This is a genomic window from Sorangium sp. So ce887 (assembly GCF_051521455.1).
GTDB lineage: Bacteria > Myxococcota_A > Polyangia > Polyangiales > Polyangiaceae > Sorangium.
In genome coordinates, this window is the sequence record NZ_CP150354.1 from 803,504 (window position 1) to 829,700 (window position 26,197).

Below are 26,197 nucleotides of genomic sequence, written 5' to 3' on the forward strand. Positions count from 1 at the left end.
TGAATCGCCTCCTGCCTCCCTGGATGCCGCTGGGCCCGTGCGTCCTTCACGAAATCGTCATCGCTCGGGATCCGTAGCGAGCGCCTGCGCCGGCGTATCCGCTGGGAGCGGAACGCCCCTGAGCTGGGGTGTTCGTCCACCAGACGGCCGACGAACGGCCACATGGGCAAGAGCGCCGCGCCGGAGCTCCCTCCGGGGGAAGAGGGGCCGGGTGTGTCAGCGCGTCAGGCGGCTCGACAAGTACGGTGAGGGGATTGGCCCCCGATCGCCTAGCCGCCCGGCGCCCCGACCCACCGGCTCGGCGTCCCCGCGTACGTCACCACCAGCCGCTCCCGCGCCCGCGTGCACGCCACGTAGAGCAAGTGCCTCTCTTGCTCCAGAAACGCCTCGCGGTCCGCCTCGTCGACGAGCTCCTTCTGCAGGTACGTGGCCGGCACCACGTCGGCGTCGCACCCGACGACGACAACCACCTTGAACTCGAGCCCCTTGGCCCGGTGAATCGTGCCCACCGACACGTCCGCCGCCGACGGGGGCTGGTCGTCGCTCAGCGGATGACCCGTGAGCCCGGCCCTCGCCAGCGCAGGCTCGACGCGATCCCGGAGCACGCGCTCGCTCCGGCCGAAGATCGCGACGTCTCGCGGCTTGTAACCCGACGCCAGCAGGTTCTTCAACAGACCCGCCACGCCCTCGGCCTCCTTCGCGACGGTCGCGAACCCCTGGACATCGGGGTGCGGACCATTCAGCACGGACACCGTGCTCCGCTTCTCCTTCTCGCCGTCTCCCTCGTCCATCGCCTCCGGCAGGATCCGATCCGAGAATCGGCGGATCTGGTCGGTCGTACGGTAGTTGTTCGACAGCCGCGTGGAGCGACCTCGCACGTCGATTCCCGCGGACGACCAGGCCACCGCCGCCCTGTAGATCCGCTGGCCCGCGTCGCTGCAGAGGAACAGATCGTCCGGCCCAGGGTCCGCGAGCGCGCGGAGCAGCGTCAGCTCGGCGGGCCCGAAGTCCTGGCACTCGTCGGCGATCACGTGATCGTAGGGCCGCGCGTCGTACAGGCGCTCCGCCGCCACGTAGCAGAGCCCGGGCCAGGTCGTGAGCCGCCGCTCGGCGAGCAGGCGCTGGAGCTCCTCGAAGATCTTCCAGATCACAAGCCGCTGCTTCGCTCCCAGCGGAGTCGCTCGCCCGGCGCGAGACACCCCCTTGTAGGCCGGCCACGACCGGAGCCCCCACGGGTCCACGACGGCGTTCCACTCCGACCTGAGGAAGGCGACCGAGAGGTCCACGCTCGGGGCAACTCGGCCCTTCGCGGTCTCGATCAGCCCGCCGAGCTGCTTCTCCGGATCGAGGACCGACAGCGGCTTTCCGGTGGATTGCGCCGAGATGTCCCTCGCGATCTTGTGCAGGTGATCGACCGCCAGGCGCCTGCGTTCCTTCGTGTCGCTCCCGAGCAGGAGATCGGCGCTGTGGCCGAGCCGGACGGCGAGCGTGCGCGAATACGTGGTGAGCAGGACGCGCGCGCCCGGGTCCGCCTTCAGGAGGTGCGCGGCGCGATGGATCGCGACGACCGACTTGCCCGTCCCCGCGCCGCCCGTCACGCGGGCCGGCCCCTTGAACTTCCTCTCCACGACCGCGCGCTGCGTCGGGTGGAGGAACACGAGCCACTGCTCCCAGGGCGCGTCCAGCGCGCGGCGGAGCTCGTCCTGGCTATCGAGCACTCGGAAGCGCCGCCTGGCGTCGGGATGCTCGAACGGGTCCTGCGTCGTCACGGGAACCGGCCTCGGCACGGGCTCGCCGCACGCGAGCTGGAGCAGCCGCTCCGCGGCCTCGGCGGGCAGATGGCTGAAGAGCTTCTCGATCCCCGTCTCTCCGACCGCCCGCACGGCGTCGAGCCACTCGGGGGGCACCCCCAGCGCGAGGAGGTAGTCGGTCTCGTGCTTCGCGAAGAGCGCCGGCTCGCCCTCGGCCGCCCGCACGACCTGCCGCACCACCTCCTCGATCCGCTCCTTGACCTCCACGAACTGCGCGGCGCCCGTCTGGGGGTGCACCTCGAGCCTGCGCGCCTCGGCCCACGCGTACGCGGCGTCGTGGTGATCCGCATAGCAGAGCGCGAACGACGACTCGCTCTTGTGCACGATGATGCGGAGGTCCTTGTTCACGCGGAAGGACCAGAAGTCCTTGTCCTTGGCGCGATCGAGCCTGTGGAGCTTGAAGCCGGGGCTCGCGGGGTTGACCTGGAAGTCGAACGCCGCCTGCTTGATGGCGCCCTGAGACTGCGCATCCAGCCTGGCCAGGCTCTTCGTGAACGTGTCGGCGATGAGGAACTTCACAGCTTCCCTCCGAGTCGTTCGAGCAGCGCGGCGGCCAGCACCGCCGGGTCGCTCTCCGGCTGGGCTCTCATGAGACGGCCCTGTTTCTCGTCGATCGCGACGTCCGTGTCCACGAGCGCGACAAGGGGCGTCGCCTGGGCCCACAGCAGCACCGCCTTGTAGGTCGCGACCCGCCCATCGACGAGGAGGTCCGCGTCTGAGTCATCCGGGGCCGGGACGCCGGCGTCGCGGAGCCCGGCGGCCAGCGCTTGCCAGGGCTCGTCGAGCAACGCGATGGCCTCGTCCCAACCGCTGCCGAGCGAGGGAGGCGGGTGGTCCGACGCGTGGGCGGCGCGCGCCTCCTCGAACCAGGAAGCGTCGTCCCGGATCTGGGCGGCGCGCTCCTTCCCCAGCAGGATGCGGGCGAGACGCGCGAACTTGTCGCGCATCGCGCCCTGATCCGAGAGCTGACCGTACGTGATCTCGAGGACCTCGTAGAACCGGTTGCGCAGCTCCTCGCGAATGGCCCGATCTCTGGCCTGCGTCGCGGGGTTTCCATGGAGCGCCTGGCTCATCCCGTCGAGGTAGACGCAGACGCCGTCGGTCCGCTCCGTCGGGTCCTCGAAGAAGAAGTCCGGGACGGTGATCCCGAGCGGCTTGCCGAGGTCGATCTCGCGCTGCGCCCGTGCGTTGGGGAACCCGGCGCGCTCGAGCATGTAACGGAGCGACGTCTCGGCCTGGTTCACCGGCTGCCCCGTGCCGAGATGGGCGGGCAGCAGCGGCGGGATCTCGTGCGTGATCGCCAGGGCGCCGCCCCGCTGCCGCAGCAGCTCGGCCGCCACGTGGCGGTCGAGGTGGGCGTGATAGAAAGAGTTCCGGTAGTTGAGCAGGCAGTCGACGCACGCGCTCGCGCACCCCGCGGGGCAGCCTTCCACGAGCTCCCGCGCGGCGCTCACCACCTCGGGCCAGCGCGACACGAGCTGATCGAGCAACCCGGAGCCGCCGGGCATCGGATCGTAGACGAGCACCTTGCGCTGCTCCTCGCCGGCGCGGCCCACGACGAGGAGCTGCAGATCGCCGAGCTCCATCTCCAGCACCTCGGCCGCGCCCTTCCGGAGCGCCTCGGCCACGCTGTAGGCCTCCTGGAGATCGGCGCAGCCGTCGACGGCGACGGCATTCGCCACGACGTCGGCATAGAAGCCCACCGGCGTCACCGGCCGGCCGCAGCGCTGCTGATGATCGGCCGAGAAGGCGTCTCGATCCTTCTTCGAGGCGAGCGGAGAGCGGCTCTGCCCGCACACGAGGCACAGCGGGTATCCGAACCTGCTCTCGCGGACGCCCGACGTCGGCCCGACGTTGACGAGCCGCAGGTGGACCGAGGCGCGGGTGGTCACGACGCGGTCGCCCCACGTGAACGCCTTGCCCCCGCCGTGCCGCGGCTGCTCGTAGCCGTACACGGTCACCGGGAGCTGGAACCGGAACTCCTCATCGTCGGTGATGTGGGACTGGTGCGGCAGATCGACGTCGCAGATCGGCACCGCGGCCAGCGCCGCCGCGCCGAGCCCGAGCGCGGCGCCGTCGCGCCCGAGCCCCGCCTCGCTCACGGCGCCGTTCGTGACGTCGACCTGGAAGAGCGTCGGCTCCTCGAGCGCGAGGAGGTGGAAGAAGCGCGGGAGGAACCGGTGCCCGTTCGCATAGATCAGGTTGCCGGGCACGTACTCGCGCAGGGCCAGCGGGAGCGCGCGCCGGAGCTCCCAGTCGCGCATGCCGGTCCCGTACCGCGCCGCCTGGTGGAAGCCGACCACCGCGCCGACGTCGAGCCCGTAGCCGGGCAGGAACCCCTCGGCCGCGAGCACCGCGTAGGTGTACGTGTCGTCGAAGCCCTCGGCGTCGCGGCGGGCGCGCGCTTGCTTGCCCTTAAGCCGCTTGATCAGCCGGTCGCACCGGGCGAGCAGCGCGTCCTCGTCCGGATCGAGCGTCCCCTTCTGGGCGCGCACCGCCTCCAGCCGTCGCATCTGATCCAGCGCCCAGCGCAGGCGCCGCTCGAGCCGGGCGATGACCTCGACAAGCGACCCGGCCATGCCGGCGATGACGGCGCGCAGGGCCGCGGGCTCCACGACCGCGCTGTCCTGCGCCGGCCACCCCTGGGTGAACGCCTTCCTCACCTCGCCGAGGATCAGCTCCTCGTGGCGCGACACGACCCGCGCGAGCGGACCCACGTCGAACGGCACCGCGCGCACGTTGTCCGCCGCGTCGAAGAGGTAGGTCTTGATCTGCGTCGGGATGCTGTGCTCGAGCGCCTGCGCGATCTCGTCGCGCGCGCCCTTGTCGAGCGGCGCCTCGCCGGCGCCGTCCGGCGCGCCGCCCGGGGCGCCGGCCCCGCCGGTCGCGAGCTGCCCGAGCACGGTCAGCACCGTGGCGTGCACGTGCTTGCGCACCATCGGCTCGTTCTTGAGGTTGAAGCGCGGAGGCTGGATGAGCCCGTCGAGCAGCTTGAGCGGGTTCGTGAAATAGGCCCGATCGTGGCTCGCTCCCCGCGCGTAGGTGAGGTTCACGGCCATCCGGTGGCGGCGCCCGGCCCGGCCGGCGCGCTGCCAGTAGTTGGCCGGGAGCGGCGGCACGTTGCGCATCAGCACCGAGTCGAGCCCGCCGATGTCGACGCCGAGCTCCAGCGTCGGCGTGCACACGAGCGTGTTGAGGAGCTGGCTGTCGCCCTTGAACGACCGCTCGAGCATCTCGCGCTCGTCGGCGGGGATCTGCGCCGAGTGCTCGCGCGGCCGGATCATCGCGAAGCGCTGGTCGAGCACCATCAGATCGTAGTTGTCGCTGCTCTCCGGGGCGTGCACGAGCGTCCCGGAGCACGTCCGCGCGGTGCACGTCCTCCGCGGCGTCGCCCGCAGGCTCGCCCGGCGGCACACGGTGCACCGGAAGAACCCCTTGTGGGCCGTGAGCAGCAAGCGGTCGGCGTCGATCTGCATGGCCCCCGAGCAGCCCGGGAGCGCGTTGTCGCGATAGCCCGTCAAGGTCACAGGGACCAGCAGCCCGAGCTCCTCGGTGAGCAGCTTCCACAACCCCTCGAAGAAGGGCTCGAGCTGCTCGTCCGGGAGCCCCCAGCGGAGCGCGAGCAGGCGCGCCGTCGTCGCCCCGCGGGCGCTCAGGATCTGCTTGATCCGGGCGTCGTCATCGTTCGCTCCGCGCCTCAGCTTCAACCCCTTGGGGCCACCGGGCATCTGCGGGAAATACCCGTTCTGGATCTCGCGCTCGCCGTCGCCCCAGAAGCGCGAGTAGATCCTCACCTCCCTGTCGAAGACGATCGCCGCGCGCCGGTTCATGTCGAGCAGCGCGGCCACCCCCTCCAGGAGATCGACAGGCGAGCCGTCGAAGCGAGGCGCCCACGCCTGGAAGAACGGGTGCTCCTGGGTGAGCCCGGCGTAGTTCACCACCATCCGTCCCCAGGGCTCCAGCCCGAGCCGCTGCCGCGCGCCGGTGGCGATCTCGCGCAGCACCTGGATCCGCAGGAAGCGCTTCCGCTCGAACGCGTGCCGCGTCCCGGCGGTCTCCTTGCGTTCGACGCGCCATACCTCGGGGATCAGGGCGCGCGAGAGCTCGTCGTCACCGTGGAGCAGGTCGTCGATCGCCCCGGTGAGGTCGCCGACCGAGATGGGCCGGCGCTCGATCTGCTCGTAGAGCAGCGATCGCAGGCGGAAGCGCCGCGCGTGGTCCTGCATCCAGCCGGCCTGAAACGCGGCATCCTGGCGGTTGTCGGTGAAGATGAGGAGCCGGGGCCGTTCTGCGTGGTGGAGCATGCTCTGCGCGAGCACGTGCACGTCCGACACGTTCTGCGCGCGCACCGGCCGGGCCGGTTCACGGTAGTCGCCCGGCCTCCAGCGGCCCGGGGCGCGGCACGCGACACAGGCGCTGAGTTTGCCCCGGAGGCCCTCTTTCTTCTGGGCTGTCTCCGTCTGCTCGGCGGCCTCCTTCTGCTGGACCGCGAACAGCCCCACCAGCGGCGCGGCCTCGCCGCAGCCGTCGCAGCGCTCGCGGGGCTTCGGGTGGAGCGCCCCGCAGCGCCGGCACAGGAACACGGTCGCTGTGTTCCTCGGCTCGTCGTCGTCCTCGCCGTCGCCGTCCGAGACCAGCCGATCGAGCAGCACCACGCGCTGACCGCCCGACTTCTCCTCCAGCGGCCGCCACACCACCCGGTCCTCGATCGCCTCGCCGCCCCCGGGCGCGCGGCCCGTGAAGCTGAAGTCGGCGACGAAGTGCACGAAGTAGTGCTGTCCGCAGGTCGTGCACGTGGTGACGTCGAGGCGCGCCGAGCGGCTCCCCTCCGGCTCGGCGGCCGCGGCGTCCTCGCGCGACAGCCACAGCCTCGGCATCTCCTGACCCGGCGGGAACGTCACCACGGCGCCCGCGAGCCCGCGGACGAAGGCGTGCACCACGGGGCGGAGCAGCGGCCGGCCATCCCGGCGCGAGGCGGCCCCGAGGGCGAGCCACGCCACGATCTCCTCCTCGGGCACCGGCCGGCCGACGCGCGCCTCGAGCTCCCGCACGAGCTGCGTGAGCGGCTTGACCGCCCGGAGCGCCTCGGCGATCTGGTAGACGACCTCGTTCGCGGCGAGCCGATCGTAGAGGCTCTCCTGCCAGCGCGACAGGTCGAGCGACGAGCCGGTCATCGCCTGGAAGGCGCTCTTCAGCACCCGCAGGTCCTGCTTCGAGGGCTGCTCTTTCTCCACCGCGGCGACGGCCTCGAGCACCGTCTGGAGCTGCACCGCCGGGTCGCCCGGCAGCGGCTTCGACGCCACGCGTTGCGGCGCCCAGACGTCGTCCTCGTGCTCCTCGCCCACGAGCGCCACGTTTTCCGGCGAGACGCCGAAGAACCGGCTGGCGAACTCGCGCCCGGCCTCCGGCCCGCGCGCGGGATCGGCGATGGTGGCCGAGGTCGCGATGCACACCGTCTCGTCGGGTCGCTTGCCGCAGAAGCTGCGGAGCCGCCGGATGAGGCACGCCGTCTCGGCGCCCGCGGCGCCGCTGAAGGTGTGCGCCTCGTCGAACACGAGGAAGTCGAGCGTCGCCCCCGCGAAGAGCTCGATGTCGCGCTGCCGCGTCAGGAGCAGCTCGAGCTGTTTCACGTTGGTGAGCAGGATGCGCGGCCGCTTGCCCGGGGCGCGCATCTCGTCGCGCGAGGGGCGCTCCTCGGGCGGAATGGCCGCGACGGGCCGCTTCTCGGCGCGCAGCCGCCGCACCGCGGCCTCGTAGTCGCCGCGCGAGGCCCCGGCCCCGAGCCGCTCGCCCACCACGTCGGCGGCCTTCTCCGGCGTCTTGCCGACGTACATCCCGAAGGGAATCCCGGTGCCTGTGAGGAGCGAGCGGAGCCGGCCGAGCTGGTCCTCGGCCAGCGCGTTCATCGGGTACACGAGCACGGCGGCGATCCCGTCGGGCGCGTGCTCGTCGCGGAGCCGCAGGCAGTGGCTGATGATCGGATAGAGGAAGCTCTCCGTCTTGCCCGAGCCGGTGCCGGTGGCGACGAGCGTGGTCTTTCGCTGCGCGATGGCCTCGAAGGCGGACTGCTGGTGGCCGTAGACGTGGGGATAGGGCGCGAGGCTCGTGAGGGCCGGGTGGAGCAGGCCGTCTGCGACGAGGGACGCGACCGCGGCGCCGGTGCGGAACGACCGGCTCAGGCCGACGTAGGGGCCGCGCAGGAGCGGCGTCTGGCGGGTCTGCTCCAGGCTCAGGAGGCCGCGGAGCTGCTCGTACAGGCGCTGGTCGGCGAAGGGATAGGTGGTGAGCTGGTAGCGGAGGAAGTCGCCGACGACCTTCTCGCTGTACGTGATCGGGTTCAGCATCGTCGGTGGTCGGCCCGCCTTGGCCCTCGCGTCGCCTCGGGCCGCGCCGAGCTCCGCGCGATGCCAGTGAACCCGAGCCGGCGAGGCATGGCAAGGCGGCTCTCGCCCGGGCACATCCCCGCACACCGACGCGGCCGCGCTGCCAGCTCCGGCGCCGCCGTCGCCGTCGGCGGAGCTGTGCTTCATTTCGTTGCTTTACCCGGTTGTTCCTCGATCAGGATCCGCGGGAACCAATGTCCCGCCGCGCCTTCCCGCGTATGAAATTCTTTATCTTCCGCGAGGCTGTCCAGGAGGATCGGGATGAGATAGAGCAGGTGCGTCAGCGCTTGGATCGGGTCTTCTCCCGAGCCAGAGCGACGCTGTATCGCGTCTCCTGGACCGATGATCTCGCACGGCGCGCGCCAATGGCCACTGGACCTATATGGATGTCCGAGGCGTACGATCACTTTCTCCTCGTTGCCATCCTTCCCCTTCAGCGTCAGCTCTCGCTCGCCGAGAACGTCCACTCTTGCGAGCATCGGCTCGTTGCCGATGCTGGAGTCGTATTCTGACGCGATTCGCGGCACGAAGCGCCAAGCTTCCGGCTTCTCTGTGGGCTCTTGCTCCACGGGTTCGCTGCTTTCGGATAGCTCGATGGATCCACGCGCTGCCATGTCCTCGAGCTGAGCATCGAGGAGCAGGAATGCGTGCAAGATAGCCTGAGCCTGGTCCATGCCGTGGGCCCGGTCTGTCGTGCCGGATTTCCCTGTTTTCTCCACCTGGACGTCCACGCACCAAATGCCGTCGCTTCCTGGTTCTGGATGACCGAATCGGGCGACTACCGTCTGAGGCGGTGAGCCGTCGGAAGGCTTGAACACAAGCTTCCGCTCTCCGAGGATCTTGTTCATGCGTTGTCCGATACACGCTCTCGGCGCCCGGTCAAGCGGGAGGTGCGTCCGCTCGGGCTCAGGCGAGGTTCTCTACCTCAGCAGATCGTGACCGAACCCACACGCCGTGCTCGGCCGCACGCGCGACGAAACGCTATGCGTCCCAGCCTATTGCGCAAGTTGCATTCGCCTTTGTAGTGCCACGGGCAACGCTCGTCGCAGTACAGCTCCCACCTGTCGTACAGAGCCGAGCCGGCAGCTTCGCACCCGTTGCGACAATTTTTCTGACAGAGGCCGTATCCTTCCATAGACTCGGCGTGGCACTGTCGTCTGACGCTTGCTGGGACACGGCTGCAGAGCTGGCTCCAGTGCCGATGGTACAGCTCGCACGCGTCTTCGCAGGTGCCTCGCGAAGAGATCTCGTCAATCGCATCGATAGCTATCTCTATCGGCGCGATGGTGGGCGTCGGAGCGGGAGGCGAACCGGTATCGTTCGTCTCCTGAATTTCCTCTTGTGACGATTCATGCGAAGTATGCTCGGCTGGGCTCACCATGCAACCGACGCACAACGCGATGAATGTGGTCGTGATGGAATGGGCAATGTTCATGTGTCCTCCCGCGACGAACGGCCGATCGTCAGCGTGGTCTATGGTGCGCTATCGATGCTTTGTAAGCAGCGTCGTGTCACGCTCAGAGCTGCGCATCGATGCGTCCACGTGGAACACATGAGAGGGTGTCGTTCAGGTCCTTGCGCCGCGTCCGCTGGCAGCGGAACGCGCACCCATCGATCCTCCGGAGGAACCGGATGATTCTCTCAGCAGCGCCGAGACGATTCGCCGATCGGGGAACGCCTTAGCGAAGCGGAGCATGGGGCGCGACGGGGCCGCCGGCGCGGACCAGCGGATCGCCGACGTCGAAGTACCCCTCCATCCAGAGGTGACCGAGCTTGCCGCCGGCCTCGTACATCGCGAGGGCTCGGTCCATGTCGGCCACGCGGCGCGCCTGCGTGTAGCCGTGCTCGTCGCGGTAGAGCACGCGGAGCTCCTCGGGTTTGAGGTCGGACACGAAGAACGGCGAGTGCGAGGTCACGAGGAGCTGGGTCCTCTCCGAGGCGTTGCGACACTCCTCCGCGAGCTCGGGGAGGAGGCGCGGGTGGAGGTAATTCTCGGGCTCCTCGATCCCGATGAGCTGGGGAGGGGAAGGATCGTAGAGGACCGTGAGGTAGGCCAGGAGCTTGAGCGTGCCGTCGGAGGCGTACTTCGCAAGGACGGGTTTCTTGAACGGCGCGTCCTTGATCTGAAGGAGCAGCCGTCCATCCTCCATCGGCTCTGCCGTGACCTTTTCGAGCTTGGGGACGCGGCGCGCGAGCACGCCCAGGATCGTATCGAGGCGCTCCGGGTGCTGCTCCTTGAGGTACTGGATGACGTTGGGCAGGTTGTCGCCCGTCTGCGAGAGCCGCTCCTGGGCGCCGGCCTCCGGCGTACTGCGGGCGCTGTCCGCGGACAGGTAGGTCAGGTACCAGCTCGTGATGAACCGGCGGAGCGCGCCCACCCGCGGGTGCTTGGCGAGCTGACCGAGGGTGTTCACGGCGAGCAGCTCGGGGGAGTCGAGGCGCTCCTCGATGCGCTCGGCCGTCTCGTCGGGATCCTCTCCAGAGGCGACCACGCCCTCACCCCGTTTGAAATCCAGGAATCGCCACGGTCGGTCGTGTTCCCCGCGCTGCCAGCGCAGCCACTCGCTCGAGACCACGGGGCCCCTGGGCTCCTCGTCGATCTCGAGGTGGTAGGTGATGAGCGGGGCCTTGGGCTTCTCGCGGTACTGGAGCTCGAAGACGATCGGCCCCTCGGCGCCCCTCGTGCGGAGCTCCTTGAAGCGGCCGCGCCGGTCCCAGGCCTTGTGGAGGCCCAGCGAGAAGGATTCGGAGAGAAAGGCGAAGACGTCGAAGAGCGTCGACTTGCCGCTGCCGTTCGGCCCGAGGAACACGGTGAGCGGGGTGATCGCCTCGAGGTCGAGCTGTTTCAGCGCGCGGTAGTTCTCGACGTGGAGCGACTCGATCCGCGGGACGGGCGCTTGTTGGCCCTTGGTCATCGCTTCTTTTTCCCTCTCCGCGCCGCCGGCTCCACGACATTGCCGAACAGATCCTTCTGCACCGGCTCGGCGGCGAACAGCACGGCTTGCCCTTGGGTGTTGACCTCGTAGGGTTTGTCCACCGGCGGCGTCTGGCCGGCGGTTGCCGCCGGAGCGGGCTCCTTCACTGTCACTGTCGGCCCCAGGATCTTCTCGATGAGCTCGGCGTGGCGCCGGCACTCTTCCCAGGACTCCTCGACGCCCTGCTCGAGCTGCCAGGGCAGGAAGCGGTCACCGAGCCGCGCGGCCACGGGCTGGGGCTCCTTCGCCCGCGCGTCGTGCCCGAGGCCGTAGTCCGCGAGCCGGAGGGTCTCGGGGAGCATCCAGCCGTCGCCGTCGTTGAGGGCGAGGAAGGCGTCGAGGCCCATGCGCTTCAGCTCGTGGAAGGCGACGAGGGAGAGCACGGGGTGGCGCAGCTCGGGGTCCTGCTCCTTGTCGACGCGCCAGAAACCCTTGGGGTCAAGGGTGCGGGAGAACGGCTTGTTGCAGACATTGGCGACGGGGTGGTCGCAGTCGCGGAGGATCCAGGCGAAGTCGTCGTGATCGAGGCCGTAGAGCTCGGCGACGGCGGCGTCTAGGATGGCGCGGAGGCGGAGGCGCTCGTGGGGGGTGACGGCCCAGAGGCGGCGCCAGGGACGTGTCGTGGTGGCAAGGTTGTTCATCCAAAGCGGGGCCATGGCCACCGAACATCCGGAAAGCCTGATCGCAAAGACACCCGCTTCGCCAAGCCGAGGGGAACGTGGCGGAACGATGACCGTGTCTTCAAGCACGAACCAGCTGATATTGGTGCCACCGAGCCGATTCCTCAGCATCCAGTCATACACAAACGAATTCAATACCGCCGTAAGCGCGGCGACTCGAAGTGCCGATTGGTCCCCAGGCCAGAGCACGTACATGCTGTCGCCCGTAGGCGCGCCATAAAGCGGGCAGCTGATCCATGTTCGCGTATCGGTGCTTCTTGCGATTCTGCGATACGCTACCTTCCAGCCGACGGTGCCTCGCTCAGTTGAAAGATAAGATTGTTTGTTCATGAGATACTGAGGCAAGACCCTTCCGGGAGAATCCTCCCAGACAGCGCTCAGTCCTGTGCCCGAAATCCAGGCTTTTGCCCCAGGCTCAAACGCCCGAACCATGATCCCCTGATACAGCGGAAGTGCGATATTTTCGATGTTATCAAGGTGAACTAGTGCGGTTTGATCTGGCGACAAAATGGATTTGTCGTTCTTTGTGCTATGGGATTTTGTATTGATGTGAGGCTGCCAATGTCCCTTTAGCCAGTGAGAGTGCTCGCTCGCCTTATAGCCGTCGGATTCGAGTTGATGTCGTCCCACGAACATCGGAGAGTCGTGGGTCATATGGAACTCTTGTCGGTGCGCAATTTGCCATGAATCCGCCGACGAGTCGCTAAGTCGAACTGAACTCCGGTAGATCTTGTCCATTGCTGAAAGATCGCGATTTGTGCGGAGTTCAAGAATGGCTCCACTCGCTGGGCTAAATCTGTCGATCTGGTCAGTGCTGAGCGGGAGGTACCCGACGTTCGTATCGAGATCTGTCTCGATTTCGTGCGCTTCCGGCGAATCCCCTGGTCCCACTCGGAAACGGGCTCGCAACGCGGAGGCTGGTTCGCACTTTCGGACATGTACCGCAGCAATCTTGAAGCTGTGGTGGATTCCATCAAACACGAACCGCTCGTTCTGAAAGACGTACAGGTGCGTCCAGTTGGAGCGGCGCAAAAATAGCTCTCGGAGGGGAGCGCTTGCGTTGTCGGAATACGTACCGCTGGGCACAAGGAACCCGAGGCAGCCACCCTCAGCGAGCAGTGCGTGCGCCATCTCGAGGAACATTTTGTAGGTGTTTGCGTCGACACCTGAGCCTTGGAAGCGAAATGGGTGCCGTGGATCGCAATAAGTGATAGATCTCCCACGGGGCGAGTGCCAGCGCACAGCAAGCATATGGCTGTCAGTGTGCGTGCCGCGAACAGCTAAACCGACGGCCGTGGATTGGCTGTCAAATGGTTCTGCGACTCGCTTTGTCCAATTCGAGAACGCTTTGATATGAGCGCTGTACGTGAGCCAGCTTTCTTCGTTCTCGATCGCCCGTTCGAACATCTCTACTTGGCGCCGCAGTGCATCCTGTTTCTTGTAGGTGCGGTAGAGAGGGTCGCGGTTCGAGAAAAACTCCATCGAATTCGGCTTCTGGGTCTCCCACGGTGGATTGCCAACCACTGTGTGGAACCCAGTCGTTGGCCCCATAAAGACGTCGGGGAATTCCAATTCCCAGTGAAAGAACCTGTGCTGCTCGATGAGACGCATGACGACGGCCCGTGCCCGCTCGCTCGGATCGAGCAAGTCCTTCGGTCCCGGCGCGGCTTCGAGCTCATCCCCCGGCCAGAACCATAACGCGCACCACGTGTCGAACGCCGCCTTGAGTTCCTGAATCGATCCATTTTCCGCGAACTTTGCCTTGTAAATAGCTTCCCGCCCCTCGGCATCGTGCACCGGCAGCGCGTGCAGCCGCTCGAAGACTACGAGCGCCTCGGCATGGAGCGCGTCGGCGTCCTTCCCCTCCGCCCTCCACATCGCGACCTGCTTCGGGTCCCGCTGCATCAGCCACGACGCGAGCTCCGGCTTGATCACCTCATCCCGCCGCTCCTTGATGGCCGCCGTCCACTTGTCCCCGAGCCGCTGCGTCTTCCCCTTGTCCTTCCCCTTCGTGACCACGACCTCGCGGTAGTGGTGCACGAACTGGACGTGCCCCTTGTCCCCGCCCTCCCGTTCCCAGGCCATGATGGGATAGTCCTGGAACTGGTCGAACCAGCACCCGACCAGGGAGTTGCCGCACTTCAGCTTGTGGTCGAGGAACCCGAACGGCAGTTGCCAGTCCATCGTCTCGACCCACAGCGCCGTGCGCGCGAGCTCCACCGCCAGCGGGTCGAGGTCCACGCCGTAGAGACAGCGCTCCACAACGTACCGCTTGAGCCGGGCGCGGAGCTTGTCATCGAAGTCCGGGTGGTCCTTCGGGACGGGGAGGGTCTCGTGCGACGGGTGGTCGGCCGGCAGCCCGTCGGCGAGCCGGCAGATCGTCTGCTCGGGCCGCTCCTCGAGGCGCCCGTGGTGATGGAGGCTCTCGACGAGCGCCTCGGTGAGGTACCGCAGCGCCGAGATCAGGAACGATCCAGACCCCATCGCCGGATCGCACACCTTGAGCGCGAGGATCTCCTCCGGCTTCCTCGGCGCCCATTCGGTCACAGTGACGAGCCCGGTGGCCTCGTCCTTCTCCTCGCGCACGGGCGCATACGCCAGCGGCTGGAGCGCCCGGCGCACGATCGGGCCCGCGAGCTGGGGCCGGGTGTAGAAGGTCCCCGAGCCCTTGCGCGTGCCGCCCCAGCGCACGAGAAACCACCCGCCGGGGAGGATCAGCCGCTGCACAAGGGCCCGCGCCGTCGCCTCCACGTCGCGGTTCCACTGCTCGCGGACCCGGGGATCTGTGTCCTTCTTCGGGTACTTCACGAGCTTCGCGGCCTTCACCGCCCGCTCGGCCCAGGTCTGCGCCATCTCGCGGACCACGCGCGCCCGGTCGTCGCCGCCGAGGTCCTCGAGCGCATCGGCCGCAGGGGCCTCCGCGCCCTCCTCCGCCTCGCCCCCGGCATCGCCCTCCGGCTCGGCGTCCTCTGCCCCCGCGTCCTCGCCCTCGTCCTCGCCGTCGGCCTCGACCTTCTCGCCCGACTTCTTCAGCTTGTCGAGCAGCTGCCCGAGCTCCTCGTTCTTCATCCGATCGAGGCGCTGGAGCGGCAGCGCCGGCTGGGCGCCGAGGTTCAGGAACACCATCGCATCCTCGGCGGGCGCGCGGCGAAGCTCGAAGTCGAGCAGACCTTCGTAGAGGATGCCGAGGTACTCGGACGAGAGGTCCGAGAAGTCGACGGGCGCCTCCACCCACTTGCTCGCGCGGCCCTGGCGCACGCGGACGCGGCTCTTGCAGAGCAGCTCGAGCACCCCGTGCACCGCGTGGTCGGTGGGCTCGTTCTTCGCGCTCTCGAAGGCCGCGAGCGCGCGCAGCACCGGATCGGGGGAGCCGGCGTCGCCGGGCGTGAACAGGCCGCCCCCGTAGCGCGGCACGGGGAGCGCCTCGTGCCCGGAGCCTTGGTAGACGAGCCGGAAGAGCGACACGAGCCGGGGCCAGGCGCCGTGGCTGTGGCGGAGGCGCTCCGCCGCGCGCCCGCCGGCCATGCGATCGAGCTGCGCGCGGAGGCCCTCCAGGCCGTACGAGCCCTCGTACACCGCGTTGCTGCGCGGCAGCAGCTCGCGCGCCTCGGCGAAGAGGATCACCACGCACCGCATGACAAGGCGCGTCGCGGCGACGTAGATGGAGCGCCGGGCGACGCGACCCGGCTCGGCGGGATCGGCGTGCTCCCCGGCGTCGATGGGCTCGAGCACCGGCGCCGACTCGCGGATGAGCAGCTCGACGGCCTGACGGACGCGCTCGCCCAGCGCGGACGAGAGCTCGGCCTGGCCCTGGCGCGACGCCTGGATCGCCTCGACGAGCTTCGACAGCTTCCCTTCGGCCGGCGGCGTCAGGGCCTCGGCCGAGAGCAGGGCACGGAGCGCCTGGACCTGCGGGCCCGGCGCGCCGCCCGAGAACCAGAGCGCCGTGTCCCACTCGCAGAACGCGTCGTAGTCGGTGCCCGCGTGGACGAGCCGGAGCTGGCGCGCGTTGGCGAGGAGCGCGACCCGCGGCGGGGCGAGCCCGGCGGTCTTGATCGCGGGATCTTGCCCGATCCGGCGGAGCCACTCGACGACGCGCGACACGGGCCGCTTGCCACGGCCGATGCCGAGACGGCCGACCGTCGTGTCGACGAACACAGGCAGCACGGCGCCGTTCGGACCGAGCCAGACGCGGCGAGGCCGGAGGATCTCGCCCGTGACCGCGGGCTGGGACCACGTCTTGTCGACCTCGCTCCCCTTCTTGAAGCGCGCCTTGTGGAGGCCGAGGAGGTCTTCGAGCACGGTGTCGAGGAGCACGGCGAGCCGCTCGTCCCCGCCCTGGTGAAGGCGGGTGAGATCCCGGCGAAGGCGCTCGCCCATCGCCGCGGGGAGCGGCTCGAGCCGGGGTGGGAAATGCTCCGCCAGCTTCGACGGCGCGACGAGCAGGCCGCCGTGGTTGAGCGAGGCCCACCAGGCATACGGCTCCTCCGCGGGCGCGTCCGAGGCGCGTCGCGGCGTGGGATCGGCGAACAGGGCGTCGGTCATCGCGCGTCTCCGGAGTGAGCGGCGGGCAGCCGGATCTCGATGGCCACGGGGAAGACCTGGGCCGCGCCGTGGAGCGCATGGCGGCGCGGGAGCATGCGCGTGAGCACCCGCTCCTGGTCGGCCTCCAGGACCCGGAGGAGATCCTGGTAATGCGTCCTCCGCCGGTGGAGCTCGTCATTGAGGTCGACGAGCCGGGCCTCCGTCTCGCGGGCGATGTCGGGGAACAGGCTCCCCTGTTTCAGGCGATCGATCAGCTTGTCGCGCTCCTTCTCGAGCTTCGCGAGCGTGGTCTCGCGCATCGCGGCCTCGACCTCCTTGAGGCGGTGCTGGTAACGCTTCCTCTCCTCGGTCAGGGCCCGCTTCCCGGCGGCCGCGAGGTGCTCGCCGAGCCGCGCGCCGAGATCGGCGGCGAGCTTCTTGAGGGCGGGGCCCACGTCGAGCGAGACCTCGTCCCAGCAGGCCAGGGCGGCGCGGCGCGTGTCGTCGTCGAGCGGGCCGGGCGCGACCTGCTCGTCGGCCGGCGCCACGTACGCCACGGGCGCGCCGAGCTCGCCGTCCTTCACCGGGATCCGGATCGTCCGCACCCAGTGGTGGAACGGCTCGCGCAGCTCGTTCACGCCGAGCTCCTCGACGGTCACGAGGAGCAGCGCGTCCGCGCCGGCCGGGACGGCGCCGCGGCGGGCCGTCCACCGGCTCACGATGACCTCCTTCTCGCCGGGGAAGCGGAGGCGCGCGAAGGTGGTGAGCGCCTCGCGGAACATGGGGTGTCCGAGGTGGAGGAGCACCGTGTCCTTCGTGGGCCGGAAGACCGGGCGGCCGCCGTGCACGGTGACGAACTGCCTGGCGTCGAAGATGAGCCCGGGCAACCCGCCGCGACCGCGCCCGCCTTCGCCCGTCGGGAGCCGGAGGCTGTCGTCGACAAGCGCCTCCCAGCGCGGCGGGATCGGCTGCTTCAGCTGCATGCGGCCGCGCCCATCGGGGCCGAGGAGGCGAGGCCGGCCCACCCCGAGGCCGAGCGCGATCTCGAGCGTGCGCCGGAGCGTGTCGGGCGCGAGATCGATGTGCCGGCAGAGGCGCTGGAGCCGCTCCGCCTCCTGCGCGGTGGCCGCGTCGACGGCCTGCCTCGGGAGGGCCGCGCGGTCCTTCTGCCGCGCCACATCGGCGTCGAGGCCCGAGGCGACGCGCTCGGCGTCCTCCAGGTCCGCGAACCGGCGCTGGAAGGCTGCGTCGAAGACCTCGCCCATCGAGCCGAGGTCCTCGCGGATGGCGTGGACCTTGGTCACGACCTTGCCGAGGAACTGGAGGTCGGCGTCGTTCTCGCTGGTGAAGTGGTAGACGCTGACGTCGCGCGCCTGGCCGTGCCGATCGAGGCGCCCGTTGCGCTGCTCGAGCCGCGCCGGGTTCCACGGGATGTCGTAGTGGAGCAGCAGGCGCGCCGTCTCCTGGAGGTTGAGGCCCTCGGCGGCGGCGTCGGTGGCGAGGAGGACGCGTACGGGATCGTCGGGATCGTTGAACGCCCGCTTGATGGCGTCCCGCTCCCCGAAGTCCAGGCCGCCGTAGAGCACCCGCAGGGCGTCCGTGCGGGGGGCCGCGGCGCCCGCGCTCTTCTTCGACCCCGCCTCGCGCCGCGCCTCCCCGAACGCCTTCTGGAGCCGCCGGACGAGGTAGTCGAGAGTGGTCTTGTACTCGGTGAAGACGATCAGCCGCTCCTCGTCCCCCCACGCCTTGCCCTTGCGGAGCTTCTGTTCGATCAGCGCCAGCAAGCGATCGAAGCGGGCGTCTTCGGAGGGCTCGCCGAGGACGAGAGCGCCTGTGTCCTTGGCGTCCTCGATCGGCTGGAGGCCGAGCCGCGCGAGCGCCTGATCGATGGCGGCAATCTCGGCGTCGAGCCGTCCTGCGAGCGGCTTGAGCCAGGCCCCGACGACCCTGGCGGCGTGCGCGGCGCGCCCTTCGCGCTCGCGATCGTCGTCGAGCTCCTCGTCGGCTGCGCGCTTGGCGGCCGAGACCTCGGCGGCCTCGGCGGCCTCGGCCTCGGCGAGGCCCAGGCGGAATCGAACCCAGGAGTCGGCGAAGGTGGCCGGGCACGAGAGGAGGCGCTTGTTAAGCACCTCGACCGCGAACATCCCGGCGGTGCGGTCGGCCTTGCTCGCCTTCGCCGTGGCGGTCTTGATCCGCTCGCGGAACGCCGCGAACGCGGTCGCGAGCGCCTGCTCGCGAGGACTGAAGAAGAGGGGCAGGGGCTCGGGGTAGCGCTCGGCGAAGCGGCGCGGCCGGTCGAGGCTGTCGTCGAGCGCGTTGATGTCGCGCTTGAGCCGCCGCACGAGCACGTCCTCGATCCGCTTCTTCTCCTCGTCGGAGAGGTCGCTCTTCTGGGTGAAGCGAACCGGGTCGAGCTGCTCCAAGAGCCCGGAGAAGCACCGGGTGTGTCCGTTGTGCGGCGTCGCGGTGAGGAAGAGCTTGTGCTCGAAGTACGGGCTGATGAGCCGGAGCATCTGCGACAGCTCGCTGTCGTCGCCGAAGTTCGAGGGCATCAGGTTGTGCGCCTCGTCGACGACGAGGAGGTCCCACGGGAGCTGGTAGGCGCCCGGCGCCTGGGCGCGGCACACGGCGAGGAACTGCTCGAGTACGTCCGGCTGGCGCAAGTAGTAGTACGACGCGATGATCCGCGGAAAGGTGCGCCACGGGTTGGCGTCGAGCCCGAGGCGGGCCTGGAGCGCGTGGGTCTCGGCGCGGTCGATGAGATCGAACCCGAGCGAGAACTTGTCCCGCATCTCCTGCTGCCACTGTTTGCGGAGCGAGGCCGGCGTGAGGACGAGCACGCGCCGGATGCGGCGGCGAAGGAGCAGCTCGGTGAGCACGAGCCCGGCTTCCACGGTCTTTCCGAGGCCGACATCGTCGGCGAGGAGCAGGGAGACCCGGGGCATCTGGAGGGCCTTGAGGAGCGGGACGAGCTGGAAATCGTCGACCTGGACCGCGCCGAAGAAGGGCGAGGCGATGGGCAGGTCCGACGGCTGATCGGCTGCCTCCGGGCTGAGAAATGGCGTGAGGGCGCTCCATCGGGTCGCGCGGACGAGGGCGTCGAAGTCGTCGCCGGGCATGGGCGGCTGGTCGGCGATCCGGGGCAGGGCGGTCGGCTCGAGGAGCGCCCGGTTGTGCTCGCGCTCCCAGAGGAGGGTGTCGTCCGGGGCGCCGTCGGGATCGGTGTACTCGACCCGGACGAGGTGGAGGCGTCCCTCGGGGGCCGCATCGAACGGGTCGACCGACACGACGAGCCCGCGGCGGTTGCGCACGGTTGCCATCATGCCAACGCGGGGGTTGCCAGCCGGTTCACTCATGGTCGGGCATCCTATCCTGGGGGTCGCTCGTCGCCGCTGGCTGCGGGATCGGAGGACGCATCAACGGCCAGCTGTAACAACCCGGCCCGGTATCCGGTGAAAAAAGCTACCCGGCCATCGCACGGGCGCGCGGGCGCGGCAGCGGTGGTGCCCGGAGCGGTGCGGCGCATCGTGAGCGTGGCGGCAGGCGTGCGGGCCGGCCCCCCCGGTCGAGCTGCGCTGGGGGCTCCCACCCGGGGGGCCCCCGGGGTGAGGTGGGGGCCCCCCGGGGTGGGAGGCGAAAAGGGCAGCGGCGAGGCGGTTCAGGGCAGCGGCGAGGCGGTTCAGGGCAGCGGCGAGGCGGTTCAGGGCAGCGGCGAGGCGGTTCAGGGCAGCGGCGAGGCGGTTCAGGGCAGCGGCGAGGCGGTTCAGGGCGACCGAGGGGCGGTCAGCATGCTCGTCTTGGAGTGCTCAACCTCCGTCCGTGCGCTCTCGGTGCGCTCCGTCCGTGCGCTCTCGGTGCGTGGGCGAGCGCGGAGAGACACTGCGACACCCGGTGCGCCTCCGGAGGCCGAGCGTACCGTCGAAGTTGAAGAGATGCAGTAGCTCTGCTCCCTCTGCGGTCGAGCTACGGCGGTGGTCACGGCTGCCGTCAACAGAGGCCGCCTCCGCGTTCCTCCTAGCGTGGAGTTCGTGCTCTGGCAGCCAGGCATGCTTGCGAGACCGGACACGCCATCTTACGGTACCCGCTCGCAACTGAAGCACGGGAGGAGAAACCAATGGCTTCGAAGAAGAAGGATTCGAATTGGACCACGTGGGAAGACATGCCGATCGACGAGTTCCGGGCGCGCGCCGAGAAGGCCAAGGCGCTGGCCGCCGAGCTCGGGGAGAAGCTCGACAGCCTGTTCCCGGGGCTCGTGACGCTGACGAAGGAGCAGCGGCAGACCGCGCCGCGGCTTCGTGACGGCGAGCATGTGATGCTGAACAAGGTGCTCGACGTGGTGGACATGAAGCCCGCCCTGTTCGAGTCGCTGGCGGATCAGGACGAAGGGATGGACCCGAACCGCTTCGAGAGCGCGCTGCTCCGGGACCGCATCGAGAAGCACCAGCTCTTCAGCGAGGTCGCGGAGAGCCTCTCGCCGATCGGGGGAGAGATCGGCGACTCGACGCTCTACGCGGCCATCAAGTTCCGCGAGACGCTCTATGCAGCCTACCGGATCGCCAAGACGCACGCGCAGACCGATCGCAAGGTGATGGACGTCCTGGCGCCGGTCATCGACTTCATGCGGAGGAACGTCGCCGCCGGGCCCGCGGCGAAGAAGAGCCGCAAGCCGGCGCCGGCCACGAGCCCGCTGCCCGTCGCAGACGAGGCGTAAGCCTCGGAGAGGTTCACGCCCCGCGTGCGCAGGGACGACCCCCCGCGTGCGCGGGGACGACGGTGACGCCCTGTCCCGCGCATGCGGGGGTGACCCCCTGCCGCCGCTCGTACAGGCCGCCCACCGTCACCGTCGTCCCCGCGGGGCCCACCTTGCGTACCCGCGCGCCCGCCGCGTCGTAGTCGAAGCGCGTCACGCCCGCCGCCGTGGTGATCTCCCGGGGCAGGTCGAAGCTCGTGTAGCGGATCTCCCGCTCCGGATCCTGCACCAGCCGCCCGCGCGCGTCGTAATAGAAGCTGCCATCGAGGTTCGACGACACCGCGTGCGGGCGCGCATCCAGATACTCGTTCCTCTCTCGCTCCTCGCCATCGACCAGCACCCGCGTCAGGTTTCCCAGCCGATCAAGCTCGTACCCCGTCTTCTGCTCCACGCCGCCGGACTTCAAGCTCCACACGCGCAGCCGGTGCAGCGTATCGTAAACGTAGCTCTCGCTCCGATCGCCCTCCGGCTCGAACCGCTCCTTCACCCGGCCGTCGGAGTAGTACTCATACCGGAGCGATGACAGCACGTCCCCGTTGATCCGCTGCTCCACCGTATCCAGCCGGCCCGTGACCGGGTCGTGCGACCGCGTCAGCACCACGCCGCTCCCGTACGTGGCCTCCGACAGCGCCCCGTCCTCGTTGCGCGCATTCACCGTCCACAGCGGCGCTCCCGCCGACGTCGGATCCGCCGTCACGTCCGCGATGTGATCGAGATAGCCCCGGCTGTCGTACGCGTGCTTCACCGTGAACCGTGGCGCCCCGGGCACCTCGGGGTATGCGACCGTCTCCACCCGGCCCTGCGGGTCATAGGTCGTGCGCACCTTGAACGGCTCGCCATCGACCCTCCACGTCAAGGATTCCAGGCGCCCGTGCTTATCATACTCGAGGCCCGTCGTGGTCCCATCCGGGCTCGTCATGGCCGCGAGACGCCCCACCCCGTGCGCCGCCGTATCCCACGTGTACTCCGTCACTCCATCGACGTCCGTCACCCGATCAACGCGGCCGATGACGTCGTGCTCGTAGCTCGTCTCCTCACCGCCCTCCACCTTCCAGTAGAGGTCGCCGACGCCGTTGTGATAGAACCGCGTCGTGCCGCTGTCCGGGTCCACGAGCCGCGTGCGCCGCCCCCGCACGTCATAGGCAATCGAGGTCACGTTGCCGTCCGGATCGATGATGCGCTCGATCTGATCGAACGGACCGTACTCGTAGCGTGTCGCCAGCGCCACCGGCGGGTAACGGTCGAATCGGTCGGGCTCCGTCGAAAGCGTTTGCCTCAGGTACGAGATGCTCTGCACGACGCGGCCGTCGAGATCCCGCACGAGCTTCGTCCGGCTGCCCCGCGGGTCCGACGCTGTCGTCTCGAAGAACGAATGCGTGTAGCGCGCCGTCGCGCCGTCGGGGCCTGTCACCCTCAGCAGCCGACCGAGGCTGTCGTAGACCTGCTTGGTCCGCGGCGCCTCGTCGAGCCGGCGCGCCGGCCGGCTCTGCGCGATCACGCGGCCGAAGGCGTCGTACCTGGTCTCGCTCGTCAGCGTGGCGCCGTCGTGGCCGACATGGCCGACGTGCCGCGGCCTGCCGGACGCGTCGAGCTCGACGAACCCGCTCGCCCCGCCCCCGTCCGACGTGCGCACCGTCACCCCATCCCACCGCTGCTCGTAGCTCAGCGTCTGCTCGCCGGCGCCGGCCGACCGCCGGCTCACCAGCCGGCCGAGATCGTCGTGGACACGGCTCGTCTGCAGCCCGTTCGCGTCCATCTCCGCCATCACCACACCATACCCGGCGTGCACCGCGAACCACTGCGCGTGCCCGAGGTCGTTCCAGATCACGCTCGGCGCCGTGTGCCCCGGCGTCCCGTCGTACCCGATGTAGACACGCCGCGCCGGCACCCCCAGCGCCGTCTGGGTCACGCACCGCAACAGCCCGTCGACGTCGTACTCGTAGTGCACCGTTGCCGTCATGGCGAGCTGGGGACGCGGCATGTCCAACGGCTCGACCACGACGCGCTCGATCCTCCCCGCGTCGGTGAACTCGAAGCTGGCGCGCCGCTCCGTCGAGGCCGTCCCCCCGGCCGCCGTCGACGTCACCTTCTCCCACGCCGGCAGCGACAACAGCCACGGCTCCAGCCGGTGCTCATAACCCCTCTCCACCACCGTCCGCGTCCCGCCCACCGTCTCGGTCGTCTCGCGCTCCAGGCTACCCCAGTCGTCGAAACGGGTCGAGCCGAACCGCGTCCGCAGCGCCGCCTGCACCGGGCCATCGATCTGCGTGGTGTGGACGCGCCCCTCCAGCCCCCAGTCGATCGCCACCTCCTCTTCCCATTCCTGGCTCATCCAGTCCTGTGGAAACACCGCGTGCGTCACGCCGCCGTTCAGCTCGCGCGCCTTGTAGTGCATCGTCCTGCGCTCGATCCGCGCCAGCGCCCGGCTCGGCTCGTCCGTCGTTCCATCGGAGTCGTTCTCGAGCACCGGCGTCGCCACGGTCACGGTCGCCGGACGGCCGGCGAACGGATACCGCGTGCCGATGCGCCTCCCGTGATCGAACGTCGTCACCGTCTCGCGCGGCACCTTCGGCTCCCACACGCGGACCTTCCCGAAGCCGAGGAAGCCCCGCCCCAAAAGGTCCGAGCGCGGATCCTCGTACGAGAAATAACGCCGCCTCGGCGCGCCCATCCCCTCGTGCACGAGATGCTCCCTTACCACCGGAATACCGCGACGGTGGCACACCTGGGGATACGCGCACGTCGCCGGCTCCGGCGTGTCCGTCCACTGCCGCGCGTACTCGATCTCCTCCCGACGCGTTCCGCCCTCGTCCAGGACCTCGTCCACCACGTCGATGACCGTGCTCTGCTGCACGAGCACACGCAGGCTCCCCACCTTCGTGCCCGAGGTGCACGACGACGTCGGCCCCTCGGTGGTGCTCCAGCAGCGCTCGGTGAGATACATCAGGTCGAGCAGCCCGTCGCCGTTGAAGTCGCCGTGCCGCACGGCGGTGATCCGCGCCGACGGGGACGCGACCGTCCTGCTCCGCCACACGCGGTTCCCGCGTGGCTTAGGGATCGCGAGCAGCCGGGTGATCTCGATGGTCTGTGAGTCGTCGCCGGTGACGATAAAATCGTCACGCCCATCGCCGTCGACATCGGCCAACTGGAGCGTGCCTGGATGCTTGGCCACGTCGTACGCGAAGTACCACCATTGACGGACGAATTCTTTCCCCGTGTTCCAGGCCAGAACGAGAACGGGAATGTTCTGCGGGAGAAGCATGACCGCGACAAGGTCCCGAAGACCATCTCCGTTCAGGTCCGCCATGTGCGAGTCGACGACCGGGTAGCCCTCGGGCATGGGGATCTCCGCGGCGCCGACCCCGCCGGCGTCATCCCGATAATGCGCCTCGGAAGCGCCCTTCAGCCACAGGCCTGCGCGACCGTCGCCGTGCACGTCGAGCGCGACCGACGCGAACTCGAGCGCGTCGGTGGTGACAGGGATCCCCGTCTCATCCGCGTGGCCGAAGTCGCCGCTCGGCAGGTTGCGCCGCACCAGGAACTCCGGGTCGTAGATCCCGTCCACCACGTTATCGAGCAGCTTCACCAGGTCGGCGAGCCCGTCGCCGTCCACATCGGCGAAGTGGAAGGGCTCCACGCCGGTAGCCGTCGAGCCGAGATCGGGCGACATCGGCACCGCGGTTCCGGTCGGCGCGAACCCGCTGCCGGTCCAGGCGTACATCTCGAACTGCTCCGCGCGGCGGTTCCAGGTGAAGAGCTCGCTCCGGCCGTCCCCTCCGGCATCCACCGCCTTCGCATGCTTCAACATCGCGCCTTCGAGGGCCGGCGAGCTCCCGGTCTTCTCTCCGGCGAGCGCCACCTTCGCGCCCAGCGGCTGGCTCGCGGGCGGGCTGCGCAAGAGGAGGTACGGCGCCGCGGGATCGGTGGTCTCGAGGAGCACCTCGTCCTTGCCGTCGCCGTCCACGTCCAGCACGAGCGGGTGCTCTGCGCCGGTGAACCACGGGTGCTCGTCGAGCGGGACCTCCTTGAACCAGTCGCCGTAGCGGGACGACCACCTGAACTGCCGCGCGAGGAAGCAGCCGCCGAGCCCACCGCAGCGCTTCACCTCCACGAGCCGCGCGCGTGCCGTGTCCGCGCTGTCCACGGGGCCCTGCTCGTAGTCGAGATCGTAACGCCACAGCAGCCCCTGGTCGCTCGGGTTCGGCCCGTGGACGGCGATCGATTGCAGGAGCCGGCTCCGCCTTCGACCCTCGCCGGCCGTGTAGAGCGTCGCCCGGCCGTACCGGTCCGAGCCGTAGCCGAACTCGATCCGGTGGTTCAGGTACTCGATCCTGTGGATCAGGTGCTCGGTCTCGCCCTCCTTCGCGTCGTCTCCCGCGAAGTCCATATAGATATAGGAGACCGTGTTGCCGGATCGGTCCTGCTCCTTCGTCATGCGGAAATCGAGCGGCCCGACCCGCTCGTAATCGCGGATGCGCCCGTCCTTCAGCCACGCCCGGAAGCGCTCCGGCTGCGGGCTGCCATAGGAGATCACCCGGGTGAAGCTCTCTTCCTCGGTCCGGTATTCGGTGCCGTCCGCCCCGTAGGCGCCGAGCACGCTCACGAGCCGCTGGCCGTCCAGGCAGAAGACGTCGGTCCCGTCGTTGTCGATCCCGTCGACCACCCCGTCGACGGCCCTCGTCTTGTGACAGCGCAGGATCGACGAGAGGCCGCTCAGCGAGAACCCGACCCCCAGCAAGCCGTCGCCGGCGCGGCTCGAGTACGTGACGGCGAGGCGCGGTTCGATGCCCCGCCCTGGCGGTACGTCGATCGGCAGCCGGTAAGTATACGCTCCGTCCGGCGTCACCTGCCCCGACCCTGGCAGGTAGCCGGCGTCCGCGCCGGCGACGATCGGGGTCTCGGGCAGCTTGAGCTCCGCCGGCTGATCGGGAGGAACCCCCTGGTTGAAGGCCTGCCGGACCGCGCCGAGCTGGAGCTGGGGCGCGCCGTCGCCGGCGCACGACAGCATCACCAGCAGTGAGAGCAGGGCGAGCTGCGCCCGCGCACAGAAGAGCTTCATCAGGATCTCCGTGAC

General features: G+C 69.3%; 8 protein-coding genes. 1 reads left to right on the forward strand and 7 read right to left on the reverse strand.

What is annotated here, in order from left to right; all coding sequences use genetic code 11:
• Window positions 1-269: 269 nt before the first annotated feature.
• The 6 genes from WMF36_RS03115 to drmD form a co-directional block, all read right to left on the reverse strand.
• On the reverse strand, window positions 270-2,330 hold the full coding sequence (locus WMF36_RS03115; protein ID WP_437578083.1) for a 3'-5' exonuclease: 2,061 nt from the start codon (window positions 2,328-2,330) through the stop codon (window positions 270-272).
• Entirely contained in the window at window positions 2,327-8,341 is a 6,015-nt protein-coding gene (locus WMF36_RS03120) for a DEAD/DEAH box helicase (protein WP_437578084.1), read from the reverse strand. Before WMF36_RS03120 ends, WMF36_RS03115 begins: the two co-directional genes overlap by 4 nt.
• A complete protein-coding gene (locus WMF36_RS03125; RefSeq protein ID WP_437578085.1) occupies window positions 8,338-9,042 on the reverse strand; it encodes a DUF6968 family protein in 705 nt (234 codons plus the stop codon). The genes WMF36_RS03120 and WMF36_RS03125 overlap by 4 nt, the downstream gene beginning before the upstream one ends.
• 831 nt (window positions 9,043-9,873) lie before the next feature.
• Window positions 9,874-11,109, reverse strand: coding sequence for an AAA family ATPase (locus WMF36_RS03130; RefSeq protein ID WP_437578086.1), 1,236 nt, complete (start codon window positions 11,107-11,109; stop codon window positions 9,874-9,876).
• Window positions 11,106-16,394 (reverse strand): hypothetical protein, encoded by a 5,289-nt coding sequence (locus WMF36_RS03135; protein WP_437578088.1) that lies wholly within the window; start codon window positions 16,392-16,394, stop codon window positions 11,106-11,108. The genes WMF36_RS03130 and WMF36_RS03135 overlap by 4 nt, the downstream gene beginning before the upstream one ends.
• A complete protein-coding gene (gene drmD / locus WMF36_RS03140) occupies window positions 16,391-19,729 on the reverse strand; it encodes a DISARM system SNF2-like helicase DrmD (protein ID WP_437578089.1) in 3,339 nt (1,112 codons plus the stop codon). The genes WMF36_RS03135 and drmD overlap by 4 nt, the downstream gene beginning before the upstream one ends.
• Window positions 19,730-20,487: 758 nt before the next feature.
• Between drmD and WMF36_RS03145 the strand changes: the two genes are divergently transcribed.
• On the forward strand, window positions 20,488-21,084 hold the full coding sequence (locus WMF36_RS03145; RefSeq protein ID WP_437578090.1) for a hypothetical protein: 597 nt from the start codon (window positions 20,488-20,490) through the stop codon (window positions 21,082-21,084).
• A gap of 13 nt (window positions 21,085-21,097) precedes the next feature.
• Here WMF36_RS03145 and WMF36_RS03150 read toward each other — a convergent pair whose 3' ends face one another.
• Window positions 21,098-26,182 carry an FG-GAP-like repeat-containing protein gene (locus tag WMF36_RS03150; protein ID WP_437578092.1) on the reverse strand — a complete coding sequence of 1,695 codons (5,085 nt, stop codon included), beginning with the start codon at window positions 26,180-26,182 and terminating at the stop codon, window positions 21,098-21,100.
• Window positions 26,183-26,197 lie beyond the last annotated feature (15 nt).

Coding starts and splice junctions, on each gene's coding strand:
- WMF36_RS03125 (WP_437578085.1), bottom strand. CDS start 9,042: ATGAACAAGATCCTCGGAGAGCGGAAGCTTGTGTTCAAGCCTTCCGAC.
- WMF36_RS03145 (WP_437578090.1), top strand. CDS start 20,488: ATGGCTTCGAAGAAGAAGGATTCGAATTGGACCACGTGGGAAGACATG.
- WMF36_RS03150 (WP_437578092.1), bottom strand. CDS start 26,182: ATGAAGCTCTTCTGTGCGCGGGCGCAGCTCGCCCTGCTCTCACTGCTG.
- WMF36_RS03120 (WP_437578084.1), bottom strand. CDS start 8,341: ATGAAGCACAGCTCCGCCGACGGCGACGGCGGCGCCGGAGCTGGCAGC.
- drmD (WP_437578089.1), bottom strand. CDS start 19,729: ATGAGTGAACCGGCTGGCAACCCCCGCGTTGGCATGATGGCAACCGTG.
- WMF36_RS03135 (WP_437578088.1), bottom strand. CDS start 16,394: ATGACCGACGCCCTGTTCGCCGATCCCACGCCGCGACGCGCCTCGGAC.
- WMF36_RS03130 (WP_437578086.1), bottom strand. CDS start 11,109: ATGACCAAGGGCCAACAAGCGCCCGTCCCGCGGATCGAGTCGCTCCAC.